Genomic DNA, 19,388 nt, shown 5'->3' with positions numbered 1-19,388 from the left:
CGTGTTCGAGAGAAAGCTTATGAGGCAAATAACAGGTCGCTTTGAGTCAGGTGGCAGACTAGTTCCCATGCTGACTTTCGGTGATGACACTGTCTGGACCGCGGCCGAGGACCGCTACGAGACCATGCCGTACCGGCGGGTGGGCAACTCCGGGCTGAAGCTGCCCGCGCTGTCCCTGGGGTTGTGGCATAACTTCGGCGATGACACCCCGCTCGCGACCATGCGGGCCACGCTGCGCCGGGCGTTCGACCTGGGGATCACGCACTTCGACTTGGCCAACAACTACGGCCCGCCCGCGGGCTCCGCGGAGCTGAACTTCGGGCGCATCCTACGGGAGGACTTCGCCCGGTACCGCCAGGAACTCGTGATCTCCACGAAGGCCGGGTGGCAGATGTGGCCCGGCCCGTACGGCGGTGTGGGCGGTTCACGCAAGTACCTGCTCGATTCCATCGACCAGTCGCTCGAACGCATGGGCCTGGACCGCGTGGACATCTTCTACCACCACCGCCCGGACCCGGACACTCCCCTCGAGGAGACCATGGGTGCCCTGCACCATATCGTGCGCTCGGGCCGCGCGAGCTACGTGGGGATCTCGTCCTACAGCGCGGACCTCACGCTCGCCGCGCAGGGGATCATGCGGGAACTGGGCACTCCACTGCTCATCCACCAGCCCTCGTACTCCATGCTCAACCGCTGGATCGAGCAGCCGGACGAGCACGCGGACGGGAAGAACCTGCTGGGCGCGCTCACGGAAGCGGGCATGGGCTCTATCAGCTTCTCCCCGCTGGCCCAGGGCATGCTCACCGACAAGTACCTGAACGGTGTACCCGAGCACTCCCGCGCGGCCGCTGGGAAGTCACTCAACCCGGACTGGTTGAGTGAGAACACCCTGGATCAGATTCGGGAACTGAACGCGATGGCCCGGGACCGCGGGCAGACGTTGGCCCAGATGGCGATCGCGTGGGTGTTGCGTCCGCAGGCGGAGGGACAGGTCACGACGGCGCTCGTGGGCGCGTCCTCGCCCGAGCAGATCGCCGATTCCGCCCGCGCCGTGCAGAACCTGGACTTCTCCGACGATGAACTGCAGCGGATCGACGAGCTGGTCTCGGACGCGGACATCAACATCTGGGGGGCGGCCACCGAGTCCAAGCACGTATGACCGCGGCGCAGTACGCCGCGCTGCTGGGACTGTGGATCGCGGGGATCATCTCCCCGGGTCCGGACGTCCTGGTGATTCTGCGCAATGCGTTCCTCACCACACGTGGCAAGGCCATGCTCACGGCGGCGGGGGTGATGGTCGGCAACCTCATGTGGATCACGCTCTCGCTCACGGGCGTGACGCTGGTGATCAACAGCAATCACGTGCTCAAACTCGTGATCCAGATCGCTGGTGCCCTGTTCCTGGCGCGCATGGGCTACGGATCCCTGCGCGCCGGGCTGGCCACGCGCGCGCTGAATCGCGGTGGAACGGGTCACGCGGAGACCTCGGATCCCGATGCACGAGCGGGCCTCGCCGCACGGGTCTGCACCGACGGGCAGGACGGCCCCGGCGGTTCGGCCGGATTCAGCGGACCAGTGGACCCCGACGTCGCCGCGAGCCCCGCCGCACCCACGGGCACAATCGGGGGTCCCGCGTTCTCCAAGGCCGGAGGTCTGCTCGGGACCCGCCACCTCACATCGGGCAAGGCCCTGCTCCAGGGGACGATCACCAACCTGGCCAACGCCAAGGCGATCGTCTTCTTCATCGCCCTGTTCGCGACCGTTGTCCCCGCGGACATCCTGTGGTGGGAGGGATTGATCACCCTGGCGCTCCTCATGGCCGTGGGCCTGGCATGGTTCCTGGCCGTCGCGTGGTTCGGTTCCGTCCCCGCGCTGGCGCGGCGGTTCCAAGCGCGTTCGGCCGAGGTCGAGATCGCGGCCGGGGTCGTGTTCCTGCTGGTCGCGGTGTTGTTGCTCGTGGAGGTCGTCCTGGCCGGGTGACCGTGCAGCGTGAGGGCGGCAGCGGCGTCGTCGTCACGGCGGTGCCCGGGCGAGGCACGTCCGAGCGCGTGGCTAGACTGTGGAGTCGGTTGCGTGCGGCGTGGCACGGCAGGATGCGGTGCCCACGCACGAACGCGCGAGGTGCGCGTGGCCGTCATCACCCGAGCTGAGGAGAACCGTGTCCGAAAATCCCATCCGAGTGGCCATTGCCGGTGTGGGCAACTGCGCCACATCGCTCATCCAGGGCGTCCACTTCTACCGGGACGCAGACCCCTCCGAGACCGTGCCCGGGCTCATGCACGTGCGCTTCGGTGACTACCACGTGGGGGACGTGCAGTTCGTGGCCGCGTTCGACGTGGACGCCGCCAAGGTGGGCTTGGACCTCTCCCAGGCGATCCTGGCCTCCGAGAACAACACCATGGAGATCGCAAAGGTCCCCAACCTGGACGTGAACGTGCAGCGCGGACCCACCCTGGACGGGCTGGGCCAGTACTACCGCGAGACCATCACGGAATCGGACGCCGAGCCCGTGGACGTCGCGCAGGTGCTGCGCGAACGCGAGGTGGACGTGCTCGTCTCCTACCTCCCGGTGGGTTCCGAGGAGGCCGACCGCTACTACGCGCAGGCCGCGATCGACGCCGGTGTGGCGTTCGTCAATGCCCTGCCCGTGTTCATTGCCGGGACCGACGAGTGGGCGCAGAAGTTCACGGACGCCGGCGTGCCGATCGTGGGCGACGACATCAAGTCCCAGGTGGGCGCGACCATCACCCACCGCGTGCTGGCCAAGCTGCTCGAGGACCGCGGCTACGTCCTGGACCGCACGTACCAGCTCAACGTGGGCGGGAACATGGACTTCAAGAACATGCTCGAGCGCTCGCGGCTCGAGTCCAAGAAGATCTCCAAGACCCAGGCCGTGACGTCCAACGTGCCGCACGAGATGCGGGCCAAGGACGTGCACATCGGCCCCTCGGACTACGTGGGGTGGCTTGACGACCGCAAGTTCGCCTTCGTCCGCCTCGAGGGCCACGGCTTCGGCAACGCCCCGATCTCGCTCGAGTACAAGCTCGAGGTGTGGGACTCGCCCAACTCCGCCGGTGTGATCATCGACGCGATCCGCGCTGCGAAGATCGGCCTGGACCGCGGCATCGGGGGACCGCTGACCTCGGCGTCCTCCTACTTCATGAAGTCCCCGCCCGAGCAGTTCGACGACGACACCGCCCGCGAGAACGTGGAGAAGTTCATCCGCGGCGAGGTCGAGCGCTGATCGTCTCGTAGCACCACACGACGACGCCGCGAGGGCCGTCCGGCACGTACCGGGCGGCCCTCGGTCGCGTCCGGGGGCGCGCGTCCTGCCGCTGGCCCGGGCCCGCGGTACGGCGGCCCGGGTCCCTGGGGGCGGGGGTGCGGCCCGGCCCTCGCGCGGTTCAGCGAAAGATCGCCCAGCCCTCGGCGGACGCGCGCGCCAGGTCCGCGACCGCCCGGACCCGCCGGGGCACGGTCACACCCCGCGGCCAGGTCAGCACGACCGATTCCCGTTCGTTCCCCGGGGACACCGGGCGGCACACCACGGGTAGTCCCTCCCGACTCAGCTCCGTCCCCACGCCCAGGAACGGATCCCGCCGCGCTGGACACCTCCCACCCGCACGTCATGGTGTGTTCCACGTACGGGGGTGGCGAGCTGCCCACATCCGCGCGGGCCTTCGCGACGGCGGTGGCCGAAGGAGCCGCGGATCTGAGCAGCGTGCGCTACGCGGCGTTCGGCCTCGGGGACCGCACGTACGGGGAGACGTTCTCGCGCGGCGTCGTCGTGCTGGACGAGACCCTCGCGGCAGCGGGCGCGTCCCGGTTCGGGGACGTGGGTCGGCACGACGCCGCCGAGGGCCGACCGCCCGCGCGGCAGGCGTGCGAGTGGCCGGACGGGATCGCCGAACTCAGCCGCGTTCCTGCCCCGCGAGCCCCGCACGGGAAATGATGTAGTCCACCACGGGGTCGTAGAGGTGCGGGGGGACGTTGTCGTCCAGCGGGACCACGACCTCCACCTGCCCCTGGGCCTCAGCGACGAAGATCCCGGGGTCGTTGCAGTCACCCATCGCGATGGTGGACAGCCCCGCCCGCGAGCCCGCGTACCCGGCCATCCCGTGATCGGCGATCACGAGGTCCGGCGCCTCGCGGCCCTGGTCCCGCAGGTGATCGAGGACCAGCTGCATGGGCTCGGGGAAGTGGGTGTGGCGCAGGCCGCCGTACTGCTCGACCATCACGACGTCCTCGATCTGGCGGACGTCCCCGTCCTCGAACGGCAGGGCCTCGTCGAAGCGCAGCACGCGCGCCCCGGACTTGCGGGCCACCCGCGCGAGGCGGGCGTAGACGGGCGCGAGGCCGGAGGGATGACCGGTCGCGAACAACAACCGCTTGCGGCCCTGCACCGCGCGGCTGAACAGCTCGGCGTAGCGGTCGAGTCCGGCCACGCACAGCTGCGCGGAAATGAAGTCCTGGCCCTCGGCGTACTCGGGGTCGTCGTTGATCCCCACGCGGTCGCGCATGAGCTCGAAGACGGAGTCGAAATCCCAGTCCCTGATGCGCTCGACCCCCATGTGCTGGTGCTGGTCCCCGTCCAGGAAACCCTGGATGTTGCGGAGGTTGGCTTCACGGGGGGTTGCGACGGCCCCGGTGATCCGGGAGCGGTCCAGGTAACGGGCAAGGGAATCACGGCTCAGGTACGCGGTGGTCACACGGGAAAGTTTAGGCGTCGTGCTCGCGCGCCGCACAGGCGAGGTAGGCCGCAGCGTGCTGCGCGGCGACGTCGTCCCACGTCAGCTCGCGCGCTCGCAGCCGAGCAGCGGGTGACATTGCTCGCCACGCGCCCGGGTCCCGGGCCGCGCGGTACAGGGCGTCCGCCCAGCTCGCGGGCTCGCGGTCCGGGACGAGCCGGCCGGTCTCACCGTCGCGCACGGTGTAGCGCAATCCGTCCACGTCCGTGGCCAGGACGGGCGTCCCGCACGCCTGGGCCTCGACCGCCACGAGCCCGAACGTCTCCGACGACGACGCCACGGCCACCGCGTCCACCCGGCCCATGAGTCGGGCGAGGTCCTCGCGGGGCAGGGAGCCGCGGAAGTCGACGGCGCTCGCCACGCCCCCCGCGTCCGCCAGCCCGCGCAGGTGGGTCAGGAAATCGGGGGAGCCCACACCGGCCAGGATCAAGCGAACGGGAACGTCGGGGTGACTGCGGTGCAACTCTCCGAGCGCGCGGACCAGGATCTGCTGTCCCTTGAGGGGTTGCATGCGTCCCGCGGACAGGACGGTGAAGGGCCCGTTCCGTAACTCGTCCCGTTCGTCCGGGACCGGCGGGTGGAAGACCTCGGGGTCCACCCCGGGCGGGATCACGACCACGCTCGCCGGATCCGCGCCGTACAGCTCCACGACCTGCCGCTGTTCCGCGGGGGTGTTCACCACGGTGCGGCAGGCGTGGGCGATCAGATCTCGTTCGGCGGCCTCGCGCTCGGCCGGTTCGGGGGACTCGTCCGATCCGGCGCGCAGGTTCTTGGCGGCGGCGGAGGTGTGCAGGGTCAGGACGAGGGGAGCCCGGAGGAAGCTGGCCACGTGGAGCCCGGCCACGCCGGAGAGCCAGTAGTGGGCGTGCACGACGGGCGCGGCGTCGTCGGCGTAATGCTGTGCGAGGGCCTCGCCGAAGGCACGAGCGAACCGGGGCAGGCCCTCCTTGGGGACCTCTGCGGCGCCCGCGAGCGCCACGGTGAGCAGCCGCACGCCCGGGGCGAGGTCCGTCGTGCGAATGCCGGGGGAATGGGACGGATCGCGATCGAGGGTGGCCATGTCCACGGCCCAGCCCGCGTGGGCGAGCGCGTGGGCTAGGTGCCACACGTACACGTTCATGCCACCGGCGTCCCCGGTCCCGGGCTGGTCCACGGGGGACGTGTGCATGCTCAGCAGCAGGACACGGGGCCGATCGGGAGAGGACACGCGACCAGCCTACTGGGGCGGCGTACCGGGACCGCCCGCCCGGGAACGAGTGCGCGTGACTCAGGCGGGGCCGGGCGTGCCGGCGGCGCAGGGCACAATGGAATGGTGAGTGCGATGACAGACCGACAGCCCCGGCAACCCAGCGAACGCAGCGCGGTGGTGGACCTCTCCGCCGTGCAGCACAACGTGCGGCGCCTCGCGGAACTCGCCCGGGGGCGCACGCTGATCGCCGTGGTCAAGGCAGATGCGTACGGCCACGGGGCGGTTCCGGTGGCGCGCGCGGTGCTCGCCGCCGGCGCCCATATGCTCGGCACGGCGCACGCGTCCGAGGCGGTGGCCCTGCGCGACGCGGGCATCACCGCCCCCGTGCTCGCGTGGCTGCACACCCCTGCCACGGACTTCGAACAGGCGCTGCGACGCGACGTCCGCCTGGGTCTCAACGGGTGGGAGCTCGACGCCGTTCTGGCCGCCGCCCGCGACACGGGCACCCCGGCCACGGTGCACCTCAAACTCGATTCCGGGCTCGGCCGCAACGGTGCCACGGTGGAGGAGTGGCCCGGGTTCGTCGAGCGCGTGGTGGCAGCTCAGAACGCCGGTCTGCTGAGCGTGGAAGGGATCTTCACGCACCTCGCCGTCGCGGACGAACCGCAGCGCGAGGCCGAGACCGTTGCGCAATTACACGCACTCAGCGATGCGGTGCGGATCGCGCGCGACGCGGGCCTGGACCCCACCCTGATCCACGCGGCCAACACCCCCGGATTATTCGGGGCACAGGACATGGCGGACCCCGATCTCGTGCTCCGCGACGCCGTGCGGGTGGGGCTGGGCCTGTACGGGCTGAGCCCGTTCGCGGATCGCACCCCCGAGGACTTCGGCCTGCGCCCGGTCATGACCCTGCGGACCCGTGTGGCCAACGTCAAAGCCGTGCCCGCGGGCCACGGGGTCTCGTACGGTTTCGCGTACCGCACCACCGGGCCAACGCACCTTGCGCTGATCCCGCTGGGCTACGCCGACGGCGTTCCCCGGGTAGCCACGGGCGCCCCCGTGCGGATCGGGGACCGGGTGTACCCCGTGGTGGGGCGGATCGCGATGGACCAGTGCGTCGTGGACCTGTCGCGGGGCGGGGAGCCCGCGGCGTCGTCGTCCGGATCGGAACCGCCCGGAGTGGACTCGTCCGCGGCGGAACCGCCCGTGCGCGTGGGGGACGAGGCCGTGCTGTTCGGGGCGGGGGAGGACCCGTCCGCTACGCGGTGGGCGGATGCCGCGGGGACGATCAACTACGAGATCGTCACGAGGATCTCGCCGCGCGTACCCCGGGAGTACGTGAACGCTCCCGATGCCGACGGCGTCGGAACAGCCGGGAGCGCGGCGGACGGTGCTGCCTGGACCGTGACTCGGCATCCCGACACCGCTCATGACACCCGGGTGCTCGCCGAGCGGGTGGCCGAGCACCTGCGGGCCGGGGACCTGGTCATGCTCAACGGTGACCTCGGCGCCGGGAAGACCACGTTCACCCAGGGGCTCGGCCGGGGCCTCGGCGTGCGCGACGGGATCATATCCCCCACGTTCGTGTTGAGCCGCGTGCACACCAACGATCCGGACGGGCCCCGCCCGGGCGGACCCGATCTCGTGCACGTGGACGCCTATCGCTTGGACTCCGCGGCGGACGTGGACGACATCGACCTCGAGGACACCGTGGACACGTGCGTGACCGTCGTGGAGTGGGGGACCGGCAAGGTGGAACACCTCAGCGATTCCCGGTTGGTGATCGACATCGTCCGGGCGCGGGGTACGCAGGACGGGCCCGGCTCGGCGGATCCGGTGTCGGACGCGACGGGTGCGGAGTCCACCGTGGGGACCACGGACGGTGAGGACCCCGCGGATCTCAGGGGGGCGGTGCTCTCCGGCGGATCAGGTTCCGACGGAGAGGGCCATTCCCCCTCCGCGGCGGACGTGATCCGCGCCCTCAACGACGAGTGGAAATCCGCGGAGCAACTCAGCGATGAACCGCGCGCGGTAATCGTGCGCGGCTACGGACCCCGTTGGGCGGACCCCCTCCAGTTGTGACCTCGCCACGCAGTGCCGGGGTGAGGGGCGGCCGGAGCCCGGAGTGATGGCGGCGGGCGGTCGCCGGGGCCCGGAGCGGTTGCGGGGCCGGGCTTAGACTGTTCGGGTGCTTGTGCTGAGTCTGGATTCCTCGTCGATCGCGTCCGTGGCACTGTCCCGGGACGGTGAGGTCTTGAGCAGGTTCGACACCGTCGACACCCGATCCCACGCCGAGGCCCTGGCTCCCGCCGTGCACGACCTCATGGCGGAGGCGGGCCTCACCGGCACCGACCTGGACGCCGTTCTCGTGGGCACCGGTCCCGGACCGTTCACGGGTCTGCGCGCGGGACTTGTGACCGGTCGCACCTTGGGCTTTGCATGGGCCTTGCCTGTCCATGGGGTGTGTTCCCTGGACGCGGCGGCGTTCCACGTGGCCCCGGAGGCGCTCGCCGCGGGTCATGCGGAGTTCGTGGTGGTCACCGATGCGCGCCGCAAGGAGCTCTACCGCCGCGACTACCGGGTGCACGAGGACGAGCGCGGACCCGTGATCACCCCGCTGGGCGATCCCCGGGTTGGCCCCCCGGAGGACGTTCCCGCGCTGCCGTGCTACGGCTCCGGTGCGGGGCTCTACCCCGATCGGTTGTCGCACGCGGTCCCGGGATTCTCGGACCTGCACCCCTCCGCCGCAGATCTCGCCCGGGCGGCGTGGGCGATCACGAGCCGCGGTCAGGAACTGAGCACCGACACGTCTCCCCTGTACCTGCGCGATTCCGACGCCAAGGTGCCCGCATCCCCCAAGCGGGCCACACGATGACGGGCCACCCCATGACGGGAGGGCACGCGGCTGCGGTGGGAGCGGCGTCGTCGTTACCGGCGGGCTACGCGCTGCGCCCCATGCAACCTGGGGACCTCGAGGACGTGTACGCGCTGGAGGCTGTCCTGTTCCCCGAGGACGCCTGGCCCCGGCACATGTTCCACGAGGAACTGACCCACCCCACACGGCAGTACTGGGTGCTCACCCGGGACCGGGAGATCGTGGGCTACGCGGGGATGATGAGCATCCCGCCGGTCGCGGATGTGCAGACCATCGCGGTCGCGAAGGACCACGAGGGCAAGGGCCTGGGCAGTGCCCTGCTGCGCGTGCTGCACGAGGCCGCGATTCGCAGCGGCGCCACCGAGATGATGCTCGAGGTGCGGGCGGACAATCCGCGGGCACAAGAGCTGTACCGCCACTTCGGCTATCACCACATCCACACCCGGGCGCACTACTACGGGCCCGGCCACGACGCGCTGATCATGCGCTGCGAACTGGTTCCCGCGAAGGAGCCCACCCGCAGCGCGGACGGAAGGACCATTCATGAACACCGCTGAACCGCTCGTCATGGGCATCGAGTCCTCGTGCGACGAGACGGGTATCGGGATCGTGCGGGGCACCGAGCTGCTCACCAACACGGTGTCCTCGTCCATGGCCGAACACGTGCGCTTCGGCGGGGTGATCCCCGAGATCGCCTCGCGCGCGCACCTCGAGGCGTTCGTCCCCGCGGTGCGTGCTGCGCTCGACGACGCCGGTGTGACCCTGGACCAGCTCGACGCGATCGCCGTGACCTCCGGGCCCGGGCTCGCCGGGGCGCTCATGGTAGGGGTCGCGGCGGCCAAGGCACTCGCGGTGGCCACGGGCAAACCCCTGTACGCGATCAACCACCTCGTGGCCCACGTGGGGGTGGGTCTGCTCGACGACCGCGGTGAGCTGCCCGACGGCCTGGGCGCGCTGCTCGTCTCCGGGGGCCACACCGAGATCCTGGCCGTCCCCGACATCACGAGCGACGTGCGGCTACTGGGCGCCACGATCGACGACGCCGCCGGCGAGGCCTACGACAAGGTCGCCCGCCTGCTCGGACTCTCCTACCCCGGTGGACCGGCGATCGACAAGGCCGCGAAGGACGGCGACCCGACGGCTTTCGCGTTCCCCCGGGGGCTGACGGCGGGCAAGTACATGGGGTCGGCCGAGAATCCCGGTCCGCACCGTTACGACATGTCCTTCTCCGGCTTGAAGACGGCCGTGGCCCGCGTGGTCGAGGCGTTCGACGCCGCCGGTCAACCCGTCCCCGTGGCGGACGTGGCCGCAAGCTTTCAGGAGTCGGTCGTGGACGTGATCGCGCGCAAGACCGTGCTGGCGTGCACCGAACACGGGATCACCACCCTTCTCATGGGCGGGGGCGTGGCCGCCAATTCCCGGTTGCGGGAGGTCGTGACCGCGCGGTGCGGTGAGCACGGGATTCCCGTGGTGATCCCGCCGCTGTCCCTGTGCACCGACAACGGCGCGATGGTGGCCGCCCTGGGCTCCCGGCTGGTGGCGCAGGGCCGTCAGCCCACCGGGATCTCGTTCACCGCGGACCCCGGCCTGCCGGTGTCCGCGGTGTCGATGCCCGCGGCGTAGTCCTGCCGGGCCGTATCCGGATCAGCGTTCCGAGCGGTTGCGCTCCACGATGTCCATGACCACGGCGCGCAGGTCCCCGCCGTTCTCCCGGGCCACGCGCCGTTGGCGCTGATAGCCCACAGCCCCGCTCATCATGGTCTCCACGTGCGCGAGCTCGCGGGCGCAGCCGAGCTCGTCCGCGAGGGGTTCCAGATCGGTGAGCAGATCCGCGAGGTCCTCCGTGACCAGGCGCTCGCGGTTGCGGGTGTCCCGGATCACCACGGCCTCGAGACCGTAGCGCGCGGCGCGCCACTTGTTCTCCTGGTGGTGCCACGGGGGCATCACGGGGATCGTCCCGCCGTCGTTGAGGGAACGGGAGAAGGACTCCACCAGGCACTGCGTCAGTGCGGCGATCGCGCCCACCTCCCGCAGGGTCGAGGGACCGTCGCACACGCGCATCTCCACGGTCCCGAAGCGGGGGACGGGGCGGATGTCCCAGCGGTTCTCGGAGATCTCCTCGATCACGCCGGTCTCGATGAGGTCGTTGACGTAGGACTCGTACTCGCCCCACGTGTCGAAGTGGAAGGGCAGCCCCGCCGTGGACAGCTGCTGGAAGATCAGTGCCCGGTGGGACGCGTACCCCGTGTCCTGGCCGCACCAGTACGGCGAGTTCGCGGACAACGCGAGCAGGTGGGGGTAGTAGTTGAGCAGGCCCTCCAGGACGGGCAGGGCCTTGTCCCGGTGGTCGATGCCCACGTGCACGTGGGCCCCGAAGATCACCATCTGCCGGCCCCAGTACTGCGCCCGGTCCAGGACCTTGAAGTAGCGTTCCTTGTCCACCACGGGCTGGTCCGCCCACTGGGAGAACGGGTGGGTCCCCGCGCCGAAGATCTCGAGGGACCGAGGATCCGTGATTTCCCGGATCCGGTCCTGGGTGTCCGCGAGCTGGTCCACGGCCTCGCCCACGGTGTCGCACACACCGGTCACCATCTCCACGGTGTTCTGCAGGAACTCGCCCGTGACATGGGGGTGGTCCCCCTCCTCACCGAACTGCGGGTGCTGCGCCACGAGGGCATCGAGGACCTCCTGGCCGCGCGGGGCGAGCTCGCCGCTCTCGCGCTCGACCAGGGCGACCTCCCACTCCACACCCAGGGTGGAACGTTCGGAGCTGTGGAAATCAATCTGCACGGCGTGGTCCTCTCATGGGTGCACCGGGATCGGCGGTCGTGACCTGAACCGGGACGTCGTTGCCGACCACCGGGGTGTCGCGCGCGGTCCGAACACAGGGGTATCAGTGTACGAGGTTTACGGCGAGCACCACGCGCCGTTCCTTCCCCGCCTGTTCGAGTCGCGTCATGACCAGGGTCGCTCGCTGCGAACCCCGGGGTGCAAGTTGCTTACGCAGTTGCTCGGGGGTCACGTCCGTGCCGCGTTTCTTGATCTCCAGGGTCCCCACGTCCTGCTCCCGCACCCACTTCTTGAGGGTCTTCACGGTGTGGGGCAGCACCTCGCGCACCTCGTACGCGGTGGCCAGCGGGGTGTGCACGAGCGTGTCCGAGCTCAGGTACGCGATCGCGGGATGGATCAGACGCGCTCCGATGCGCTGCGCGAGATCGGTCACGAGCCCCGCGCGGATCACCGCGCCGTCGGGCTCGTAGAAGTACTGCCCCACCGCGCCCAGCAGTTCCCCTTCCGCCGCGGGCGACTCCCACGTCGCGGAGGTCAGTTCGGCCGCCGACGACGCCGCGGCACCGTCCCGGGATGCGTCACCGCTCCGGCCGTCCCCGGCACCCGGCGCGTCGTCACCCGGCACGAGCGCGTCGTCGGCGGCGCCGGGAAGGCGGGGTGCGCCGTCGTGTCCGAGGACCAGGGCGGCGCGTGCGACGTCCGGGCGGCGCACGGCGTTGAACCACAGCGCGGCCTCCACCACGTCACCGTGCTGTGAGATCCACTGGGCCTCCGCGGCGCGCGGGACGTGCTCGTGGGGGATGCCGGGACCGAGCTTGGCGCCCACGGAGAGCCCCCGGTCCGCGAGGTCCGTAACGAAGGACAGGGGAGGGGAGAAGGCCTCCGGGTCGAACAACCGCCGCGTGCGCCCATGACCCGAGACCCGGCGCGCGGGGTCCAACCACACGCCCTGCGCGGGACCGGACTCAAGGGCGTCCAGGTCCAAGGACTGCGCGTCCGCGCACACGACGCGAGCGCGCGGCCACCCCGTGAGGTTGACGGTCGCCACGGCCGCGGTGACCGGGTCCCGCTCGACCGCGGTGACCGTGCGCTCGAGCGCGGCCAGGGCCAGCGAGTCCGCGCCGATCCCACATCCCAGGTCCACCACGTGCTCGATCCCCGCTTGCGCGAACCGCTGGGCGTGCAGGGCGGCCACCGACCACCGGGTGGCCTGCTCCACACCATCGCGCGTGAAGACCATATGACGGGCGAAGTCCCCGAACTTGGCGTGGGCCTTGGCGCGCAACCGGGACTGGGTGAGGACCGCGGCCACGAGCTCCGGGTCATGGCCCTGTGCTCGCAGGGACTGGGAGAGCGCGAACGTGGCGTCCGGGTCGTAGGGGCCCAGCGAATCCAGCAGCCGCATCCCCCGCGGGGTCAGCAGCTGGGCGAGGCTGCGGGTCTCGGCGTCGTCGGGGGCGGTGGAGGCGTTCACACGTCCATCACATCACGGCGCGGGGAAGCCGCGGCGAACGCGCGGGCCGCGACGCCCGTCACAGAGCCATTTACATTACGATCCGCATCCCTAATTAGGTTAGGCTCACCTAGTGGCTGGCCGCCCGTAACAGACGACCCCGCGAGATTGCGAGAAGATCCATGTCCATGAACCGATTGATCCCCGGTGTGGCGCTGAGTGCCGTGGCGGCACTGGCCCTCGTGGGATGCGGTGCCAACGCCCAGAACGCCTCCGACACCCAGGCGTCCTCGGCCACCGTGACCGTCACGGACAACAAGGGCGAGCAGACCGTTCCCGCACCGCCGCAGTCCGTGGTGGCCACCGACAACCGGGTGTTCGAGACGCTCGCGGACTGGGGCGTACAGCTCAAGGCCGCCCCCAAGCAGCTGATCCCGAACGGCATCTCCTATGCGAACGACGACGCCGTGGTGGACCTGGGTTCGCACCGTGAACCGAATCTCGAGGCGATCGCCGGGGTGGACCCGGACCTCGTGATCAACGGGCAGCGCTTCGCGCAGTACTACGACGACATCAAAAAGCTCGTCCCGGACGCCGCCATGCTGGAACTGGATCCGCGCGACGATCAGCCGCTGGACGAGGAACTCAAGCGCCAGACCACGGCCCTGGGCGAGGTCTTCGGCAAGCAGGAGGAAGCCCGCCGACTCACCGACGGGCTCGACCAGGCCGCCCAGCGCGCCAAGGACGCCTACGACGGCCAGTCCACGATGGGCGTGATCGTCTCCGGTGGTGACATCGGGTACGTGGCACCGAGCAAGGGACGCACGATCGGCCCGCTGTTCGACATGGTGGGGCTGCAGCCCGCGCTGAAGGTCGAGGGCTCCGACAACCACCAGGGGGACGACATCTCCGTGGAGGCCATCGCCCAGTCCCGCCCGGAACTGCTCATCGTGCTGGACCGTGACGCGGGCGTGAAGACCTCCGAGGGTGCTAGCCCGGCGTCCGAGGTGATCGAGAAGTCCGAGGCCCTCAAGGACGTCCCCGCAGTGAAGAACGGCAACGTGGTCTACCTGCCCGCGGACACCTACACGAACGAGGGGATCCAGACCTACACCGAGATCCTCGACGACATCGCGGAGAAACTGGGAGGCCGGAGCAACTGATCCCTCCCACCCCGCACGACCACCGACGCCCCGCGGGAGCCTCCCGCGGGGCTTCGGCATGATCCAGGAAGCACACGTGATGGTCTTCACTGCACAACGTCCGACCCGCACGGGGGTGGCCCGGGACTGGAAGTTCTGGCTCGCCCTGCTGGTGGTCCTGGGACTGCTCTGGCTGTCCCTGGTCACGGGGGTCGCGGACCTTTCGGACGCCCAGGGTGAGCAGTTCCTGGGTCTGACCCGGATTCCCCGCACGGTGGCCCTGGTCCTGGCCGGTGCCGCGATGGCCATGTCCGGGTTGGTCATGCAGTTGCTCACCCAGAACCGGTTCGTGGAACCCACGACCACGGGCACCACCGAGTGGGCCGGGCTGGGGTTGTTGCTCATGATGATCCTGGCCCCGGACGCCGGGTTGAGTGCGCGGATGATCGGCGCGATCGTGGCCGCGTTCGTGGGGACCATGGTGTTCTTCGCGTTCCTGCGCCGGGTTACGCTGCGTTCCTCCCTGATCGTGCCGATCGTGGGGATCATGCTCGGGGCCGTGGTGGGGTCGATCTCCACCTACCTGGCGCTCGTCACGGACCGGTTGCAGAACCTGGGCGTGTGGTTCGCCGGCAGTTTCACGTCCGTGCTGCGCGGCCAGTACGAGACCCTCTGGGTCGTGGCACTCGTGGCGGTGCTCGTGGTCATCACCGCGGACCGGCTCACCGTGGCGGGACTCGGCGAGGACATCGCGACCAACGTGGGATTGAACTACAACCGGATCATCCTGATCGGCACCGGACTCGTGGCCGCGGCCACCGGCGTGGTCACGGTGGTCGTGGGCAACCTGCCGTTCCTGGGGTTGATCGTGCCCAACGTGGTGTCCCTGTTCCGGGGCGACGACCTGCGCTCCAACCTGCCGTGGGTGTGCCTGCTCGGGATCGGCCTGGTCACGGTGTGTGACCTGATCGGGCGCACGATTATCGCGCCGTTCGAGGTCCCCGTGTCCCTGATCCTGGGCATCGTGGGCGCTGCGGTGTTCATCGCCCTGTTGCTGCGAAGCCGGCGCCATGTCTGAGGTGACCGCGCTGCGCCACGACCGGGCGCGCACTGGATCGGGGGCCTTCGTCTCCCCGGCCCACCGTCGCCGCTACTGGATCACCGCGCTATCCCTGCTCGTGGCGGGACTCGTGTTCTGCGCGGGCATCCTCACGTGGGACAACCCCCTGCCGTTCGGCACTCCGGGGTTCTGGCGGATCGCCGAGTCCCGGGCCACGAGCGTGGTGGTGATCCTGATCGTGGCGGTGAGCCAAGCCATGGCCACGGTCGCGTTCCAGACCGCCGCGAACAACCGGATCATCACGCCGTCGATCATGGGTTTCGAGTCCCTGTACGTGCTCATCCAGACCTCGGCGGTCTACTTCCTGGGTGCGGTGGGGGTCAGTGCGGTGCAGGGGCTGCCGCAGTACGCCCTGCAGGTGAGCCTCATGATCGTGTTCGCGCTGGGGCTCTACAGTTGGTTGCTCTCGGGCAAGTACGCCAACGTGCAGGTGATGCTGCTGATCGGCATCGTCCTGGGCGGCGGGCTCGGCGCGGTGTCCACCTTCATGCAGCGCTTGCTCGCACCGAGCGAGTTCGACGTGCTCAGCGCCCGCTTGTTCGGCTCGGTGGCCAACGCGGATCCCGGGTACTTCCCGCTGGCCGTGCCGCTGTGCGTGGTGGCCACGGTGGCCCTGTACGTGCACTCCCGCACGCTCAATGTCATGGCTATGGGGCGGGACGTGGCCACGAACCTGGGCATGGACCACCGCCGGGAGCTGCTGCTCACCCTGTTCTGGGTGTCCATTCTGATGGCGGTCTCCACGTCCCTGATCGGGCCCATGACGTTCCTGGGGTTCCTCGTGGCGATCCTGGCGTACCAGTTCGCGGACACCCACGACCACCGCTACGTGTTCCCCATGGCCGCGCTGATCGGTTTCGCGGTGCTGTCCGGGGCCTATTTCGTCCTGAAGAACGTCTTCTACGCGGAGGGCGCTGTGTCCATCATCATCGAGCTGGTGGGTGGCAGTGTCTTCCTCTTCGTGATCCTGAGGAGGGGCAGACTGTGATCCAGTTGACCGGACTGGTCAAGGAGTACGGCACGGACTTGGCGATCGGGCCGGTGGATCTGCAGATCCCCGCCGGTGGCGTGACCGCGCTCGTGGGGCCCAACGGCGCGGGGAAGTCCACGCTGTTGACCATGATGGGTCACCTGTTGGGTCCCGAGGCCGGCACCGTGGAGATCGGCGGTCACGACGTGAGCAGGACGCCGCCGCGTGAACTCGCCAAGGTCGTCTCCACGCTGCGCCAGGAGAACCACTTCACCGCGCGGCTCACCGTGCGCCAGCTCGTGGCGCTGGGTCGCTTCCCCTACACGCGTGGGCGGATCACCCGAGACGACGAGCGGATCATCTCCGAGTCGATCGAATTCTTCGACCTGGGACCCCTGCAGAACCGCTACCTGGACCAGCTCTCGGGCGGTCAGCGCCAGCGCGCCTACGTGGCCATGGTGCTGTGCCAGGACACCGAGTACCTCCTGCTGGACGAGCCCCTGAACAACCTGGACATGCGCCACTCGGTGCACATGATGCATCACTTGCGCCGCGTCGCGGACGAGCTCGGACGCACCGTGCTGATCGTGCTGCACGACATCAACTTCGCGAGCCACTACTCGGACTGGATCTGCGCCGTGAAGGACGGTCGCGTGGTGGAGTTCGGCCCGCCCGAGCAGATCATGACGGACGAGACCCTCACGCGCGTGTTCGACACCCCGGTCACGTGCCACGACGGTCCCCACGGGCGGCTCGCGGTCTACTACTGACGCGGCACGGACGGCTCGCCGGCCTCGACTGACGCGGCCGCGGGGACGGCGGCGTCGTACCCGCGGATTGTGCCCAGAGACGAGCGCGGCGGGCGCGCCTTGACCGCGCGCGGCCCGTCTCCCTACAGTGATGATTAGCACTCTCATGGTGAGGGTGCTAAAGGCCAGGCGCTCAATCGGCACCGCGACGACGGTTGGCACGCCAACTGGCCTGTGGCGGACGCGGTCATGGGACCCCATGACACGGCGCGTTCGCACACCGTCTCACACGCCTAGAAGAAAGGGAGAGATCGTGTCGGTCTCCATCAAGCCTCTCGAGGATCGCATCGTGGTTCAGCCGCTGGCCGCTGAACAGACCACCGCTTCCGGTCTGGTCATCCCGGACACCGCCAAGGAGAAGCCGCAGGAAGGCACCGTCCTGGCCGTGGGCCCGGGCCGCGTGGACGACAAGGGCAACCGCATCCCCGTGGACGTCAAGGAGGGTGACGTGGTCATCTTCTCCAAGTACGGCGGGACCGAGGTCAAGTACAACGGCGAGGAGTACCTGGTGCTCCCCGCGCGCGACGTGCTGGCCGTCATCGAGAAGTAATCCCCGCAACGACTTTCGTGCGCGGTGCCCGGACGTTCGCCCGAGAACGGGCCACGGGGGCACCGCGCCGTCATTTCCACACCCTTCTCGTTTCGTAAGGAGCACACATGCCCAAGCAGTTGGTGTTCAACGACGCCGCTCGCAAAGCGCTCGAATCCGGTGTCAACCGACTGGCCGACACCGTCAAGGTCACGCTGGGCCCCCGCGGGCGCAACGTGGTCCTGGACAAGAAGTGGGGCGCACCCACCATCACCAACGACGGCGTGACCATCGCCCGTGAGGTGGAGCTCGAGGATCCCTACGAGAACCTCGGCGCCCAGCTGGCCAAGGAAGTGGCCACCAAGACCAATGACGTCGCCGGTGACGGCACCACCACGGCGACCGTCCTCGCGCAGGCCATCGTCAAGGAGGGTCTGCGCAACGTGGCCGCCGGAGCGGCCCCGAGCGACATCAAGCGCGGCGTGGAAGCGGCCGTGGCCACCGTGGCCCAGCGTCTGCTCGACAACGCCCGCCCCGTGGAGGGCAAGGACGTGGCCCACGTGGCCGCGATCTCCGCGCAGTCCATGGAGATCGGCGAACTGATCGCCCGCGCCTTCGAGACCGTGGGCACGGACGGTGTGATCACCATCGAGGACGGTTCCTCCACCGAGGTGGAGCTGGACGTCACCGAGGGCATGCAGTTCGACAAGGGCTACCTGTCCCCGTCCTTCGTCACGGACCCGGAGCGCCAGGAAGCCGTCCTGGACGACACCTTCGTGCTGCTGTTCCAGGGCAAGATCTCCTCGGTCCAGGACCTCATGCCCGTGCTCGAGAAGGTGCTGCAGGCCAAGAAGCCGCTGACCATCATCGCCGAGGACGTCGAGGGCGAGGCCCTGTCCACCCTGGTGGTCAACAAGCTGCGCGGCACGCTCGACGTCGTGGCCCTGAAGGCCCCCGGTTTCGGTGACCGCCGCAAGGCGATCATGCAGGACCTGGCCGTGCTCACGGATGCGACCGTGATCACCCCCGAGCTCGGCATCTCGCTCGAGGGCGTGGACGTGTCCCAGCTGGGCAACGCCCGCCGGATCACCGTGACCAAGAACCAGACCACGCTCGTGGACGGTGCGGGCTCCTCGGAGGCCGTGGCCGAGCGCGTGGCGGAGATCAAGGCGGAGATCGCCCGCACGGACTCCGAGTGGGACCGTGAGAAGCTCCAGGAGCGCCTCGCGCGCCTGGCCGGTGGCATCTCGGTGATCAAGGTCGGTGCCGCGACCGAGGTCGAGCAGAAGGAACGCAAGCACCGCATCGAGGACGCCGTGTCCTCGACCCGCGCGGCCCTCGAGGAGGGCATCGTGGCCGGCGGCGGTTCCGCGCTGGTCCACGCCTCCAAGGCGCTCGACGGCACGGACCTCGGTCTGACCGGGGACGCGGCTACGGCCGTGACCATCGTGAGGCGCGCCCTGACCCAGCCCCTGCGCTGGATCGCGGAGAACGCGGGTCAGGACGGCAACGTCGTCGCGGCGCGTGTGGCGGACCTCGAGCCCGGCAACGGCTACAACGCCCTGACGGACGAGTACGAGGACCTGCTCGCCGCGGGCATCATCGACCCCGTCAAGGTCACCCGTTCCGCTCTGCAGAACGCGGCGTCCATCGCGGCGCTCGTGCTCACCACCGAGACGCTCGTGGCCGAGCACAAGGGCGAGGACGCCTGACGCGTCCCACCCCGCCCACCTCGGTGGGTGACCGGGAATCGGCGGTCC

General features: G+C 69.7%; 18 protein-coding genes. 14 read left to right on the top strand and 4 right to left on the bottom strand.

The genetic code is table 11. The annotated features are described in order from the left end of the window. The first annotated feature begins 67 nt into the window (after window positions 1-67). The 4 genes from mgrA to IE157_RS00920 all read left to right on the top strand — a co-directional run bounded on the left by mgrA (window position 68) and on the right by IE157_RS00920 (window position 3,952). Window positions 68-1,159: an L-glyceraldehyde 3-phosphate reductase gene (mgrA, locus tag IE157_RS00935; RefSeq protein ID WP_193518880.1), complete on the top strand. Its 1,092-nt coding sequence runs from the start codon at window positions 68-70 to the stop codon at window positions 1,157-1,159. Then, the gene (locus IE157_RS00930) at window positions 1,156-1,980 is read left to right on the top strand and encodes a LysE family translocator (RefSeq protein WP_193518879.1); all 825 of its coding nucleotides are present in this window, start codon (window positions 1,156-1,158) and stop codon (window positions 1,978-1,980) included. Before mgrA ends, IE157_RS00930 begins: the two co-directional genes overlap by 4 nt. A 178-nt stretch (window positions 1,981-2,158) precedes the next feature. After that, window positions 2,159-3,244 carry an inositol-3-phosphate synthase gene (locus IE157_RS00925; protein ID WP_064847334.1) on the top strand — a complete coding sequence of 362 codons (1,086 nt, stop codon included), beginning with the start codon at window positions 2,159-2,161 and terminating at the stop codon, window positions 3,242-3,244. 264 nt (window positions 3,245-3,508) lie between these two features. Then, entirely contained in the window at window positions 3,509-3,952 is a 444-nt protein-coding gene (locus IE157_RS00920) for a flavodoxin domain-containing protein (RefSeq protein ID WP_318281327.1), read from the top strand. On the opposite strand, the gene IE157_RS00915 is transcribed toward IE157_RS00920, so the two are convergent. Then, a complete protein-coding gene (locus IE157_RS00915) occupies window positions 3,912-4,709 on the bottom strand; it encodes a phosphatase (protein WP_064847332.1) in 798 nt (265 codons plus the stop codon). The genes IE157_RS00920 and IE157_RS00915 overlap by 41 nt on opposite strands. Before the next feature lie 10 nt (window positions 4,710-4,719). Then, window positions 4,720-5,955 carry a glycosyltransferase gene (locus IE157_RS00910; RefSeq protein WP_318281239.1) on the bottom strand — a complete coding sequence of 412 codons (1,236 nt, stop codon included), beginning with the start codon at window positions 5,953-5,955 and terminating at the stop codon, window positions 4,720-4,722. A gap of 114 nt (window positions 5,956-6,069) precedes the next feature. Between IE157_RS00910 and alr the strand changes: the two genes are divergently transcribed. From alr to tsaD, 4 genes are all read left to right on the top strand, one after another. Continuing rightward, a complete protein-coding gene (gene alr, locus IE157_RS00905) occupies window positions 6,070-8,022 on the top strand; it encodes an alanine racemase (protein WP_318281238.1) in 1,953 nt (650 codons plus the stop codon). 106 nt (window positions 8,023-8,128) lie between these two features. After that, window positions 8,129-8,815, top strand: coding sequence for a tRNA (adenosine(37)-N6)-threonylcarbamoyltransferase complex dimerization subunit type 1 TsaB (gene tsaB, locus IE157_RS00900; protein ID WP_064847329.1), 687 nt, complete (start codon window positions 8,129-8,131; stop codon window positions 8,813-8,815). An 11-nt stretch (window positions 8,816-8,826) separates the two neighbouring features. Continuing rightward, on the top strand, window positions 8,827-9,372 hold the full coding sequence (rimI, locus tag IE157_RS00895; protein ID WP_064847356.1) for a ribosomal protein S18-alanine N-acetyltransferase: 546 nt from the start codon (window positions 8,827-8,829) through the stop codon (window positions 9,370-9,372). Next, complete coding sequence (tsaD, locus tag IE157_RS00890) at window positions 9,359-10,438, top strand: tRNA (adenosine(37)-N6)-threonylcarbamoyltransferase complex transferase subunit TsaD (protein ID WP_064847328.1); 1,080 nt, start codon at window positions 9,359-9,361, stop codon at window positions 10,436-10,438. Before rimI ends, tsaD begins: the two co-directional genes overlap by 14 nt. A gap of 21 nt (window positions 10,439-10,459) precedes the next feature. Here tsaD and IE157_RS00885 read toward each other — a convergent pair whose 3' ends face one another. Next, window positions 10,460-11,605, bottom strand: a complete 1,146-nt coding sequence (locus IE157_RS00885; RefSeq protein WP_064847327.1) for a glutamate--cysteine ligase — start codon at window positions 11,603-11,605, stop codon at window positions 10,460-10,462. A gap of 103 nt (window positions 11,606-11,708) precedes the next feature. Next, entirely contained in the window at window positions 11,709-13,079 is a 1,371-nt protein-coding gene (locus IE157_RS00880; RefSeq protein WP_064847326.1) for a class I SAM-dependent methyltransferase, read from the bottom strand. 161 nt (window positions 13,080-13,240) lie between these two features. Between IE157_RS00880 and IE157_RS00875 the strand changes: the two genes are divergently transcribed. The 6 genes from IE157_RS00875 to groL all read left to right on the top strand — a co-directional run bounded on the left by IE157_RS00875 (window position 13,241) and on the right by groL (window position 19,340). Next, on the top strand, window positions 13,241-14,221 hold the full coding sequence (locus IE157_RS00875) for a siderophore ABC transporter substrate-binding protein (protein ID WP_064847325.1): 981 nt from the start codon (window positions 13,241-13,243) through the stop codon (window positions 14,219-14,221). 79 nt (window positions 14,222-14,300) lie between these two features. Then, entirely contained in the window at window positions 14,301-15,278 is a 978-nt protein-coding gene (locus IE157_RS00870; RefSeq protein WP_193519300.1) for an ABC transporter permease, read from the top strand. Continuing rightward, window positions 15,271-16,308, top strand: coding sequence for an iron chelate uptake ABC transporter family permease subunit (locus IE157_RS00865; RefSeq protein WP_193518876.1), 1,038 nt, complete (start codon window positions 15,271-15,273; stop codon window positions 16,306-16,308). Before IE157_RS00870 ends, IE157_RS00865 begins: the two co-directional genes overlap by 8 nt. Further along, complete coding sequence (locus IE157_RS00860) at window positions 16,305-17,060, top strand: iron ABC transporter ATP-binding protein (protein WP_193518875.1); 756 nt, start codon at window positions 16,305-16,307, stop codon at window positions 17,058-17,060. The genes IE157_RS00865 and IE157_RS00860 overlap by 4 nt, the downstream gene beginning before the upstream one ends. Window positions 17,061-17,352: 292 nt before the next feature. Then, complete coding sequence (gene groES / locus IE157_RS00855; protein ID WP_035959438.1) at window positions 17,353-17,649, top strand: co-chaperone GroES; 297 nt, start codon at window positions 17,353-17,355, stop codon at window positions 17,647-17,649. A 107-nt stretch (window positions 17,650-17,756) separates the two neighbouring features. Then, window positions 17,757-19,340, top strand: coding sequence for a chaperonin GroEL (groL, locus tag IE157_RS00850; protein WP_193518874.1), 1,584 nt, complete (start codon window positions 17,757-17,759; stop codon window positions 19,338-19,340). Window positions 19,341-19,388: the final 48 nt, after the last annotated feature.

The organism is Kocuria marina (assembly GCA_014652975.1).
GTDB lineage: Bacteria > Actinomycetota > Actinomycetes > Actinomycetales > Micrococcaceae > Kocuria > Kocuria marina.
This window is presented reverse-complemented; position numbering and strand designations above follow the sequence as displayed.

Bases quoted from the DNA above. Each gene is read 5' to 3' on its own strand.
- mgrA (WP_193518880.1), top strand. From the start codon at position 68: ATGCTGACTTTCGGTGATGACACTGTCTGGACCGCGGCCGAGGACCGC.
- IE157_RS00930 (WP_193518879.1), top strand. From the start codon at position 1,156: ATGACCGCGGCGCAGTACGCCGCGCTGCTGGGACTGTGGATCGCGGGG.
- alr (WP_318281238.1), top strand. From the start codon at position 6,070: ATGACAGACCGACAGCCCCGGCAACCCAGCGAACGCAGCGCGGTGGTG.
- rimI (WP_064847356.1), top strand. From the start codon at position 8,827: ATGACGGGAGGGCACGCGGCTGCGGTGGGAGCGGCGTCGTCGTTACCG.
- tsaD (WP_064847328.1), top strand. From the start codon at position 9,359: ATGAACACCGCTGAACCGCTCGTCATGGGCATCGAGTCCTCGTGCGAC.
- IE157_RS00875 (WP_064847325.1), top strand. From the start codon at position 13,241: ATGTCCATGAACCGATTGATCCCCGGTGTGGCGCTGAGTGCCGTGGCG.
- IE157_RS00870 (WP_193519300.1), top strand. From the start codon at position 14,301: ATGGTCTTCACTGCACAACGTCCGACCCGCACGGGGGTGGCCCGGGAC.
- IE157_RS00865 (WP_193518876.1), top strand. From the start codon at position 15,271: ATGTCTGAGGTGACCGCGCTGCGCCACGACCGGGCGCGCACTGGATCG.
- groL (WP_193518874.1), top strand. From the start codon at position 17,757: ATGCCCAAGCAGTTGGTGTTCAACGACGCCGCTCGCAAAGCGCTCGAA.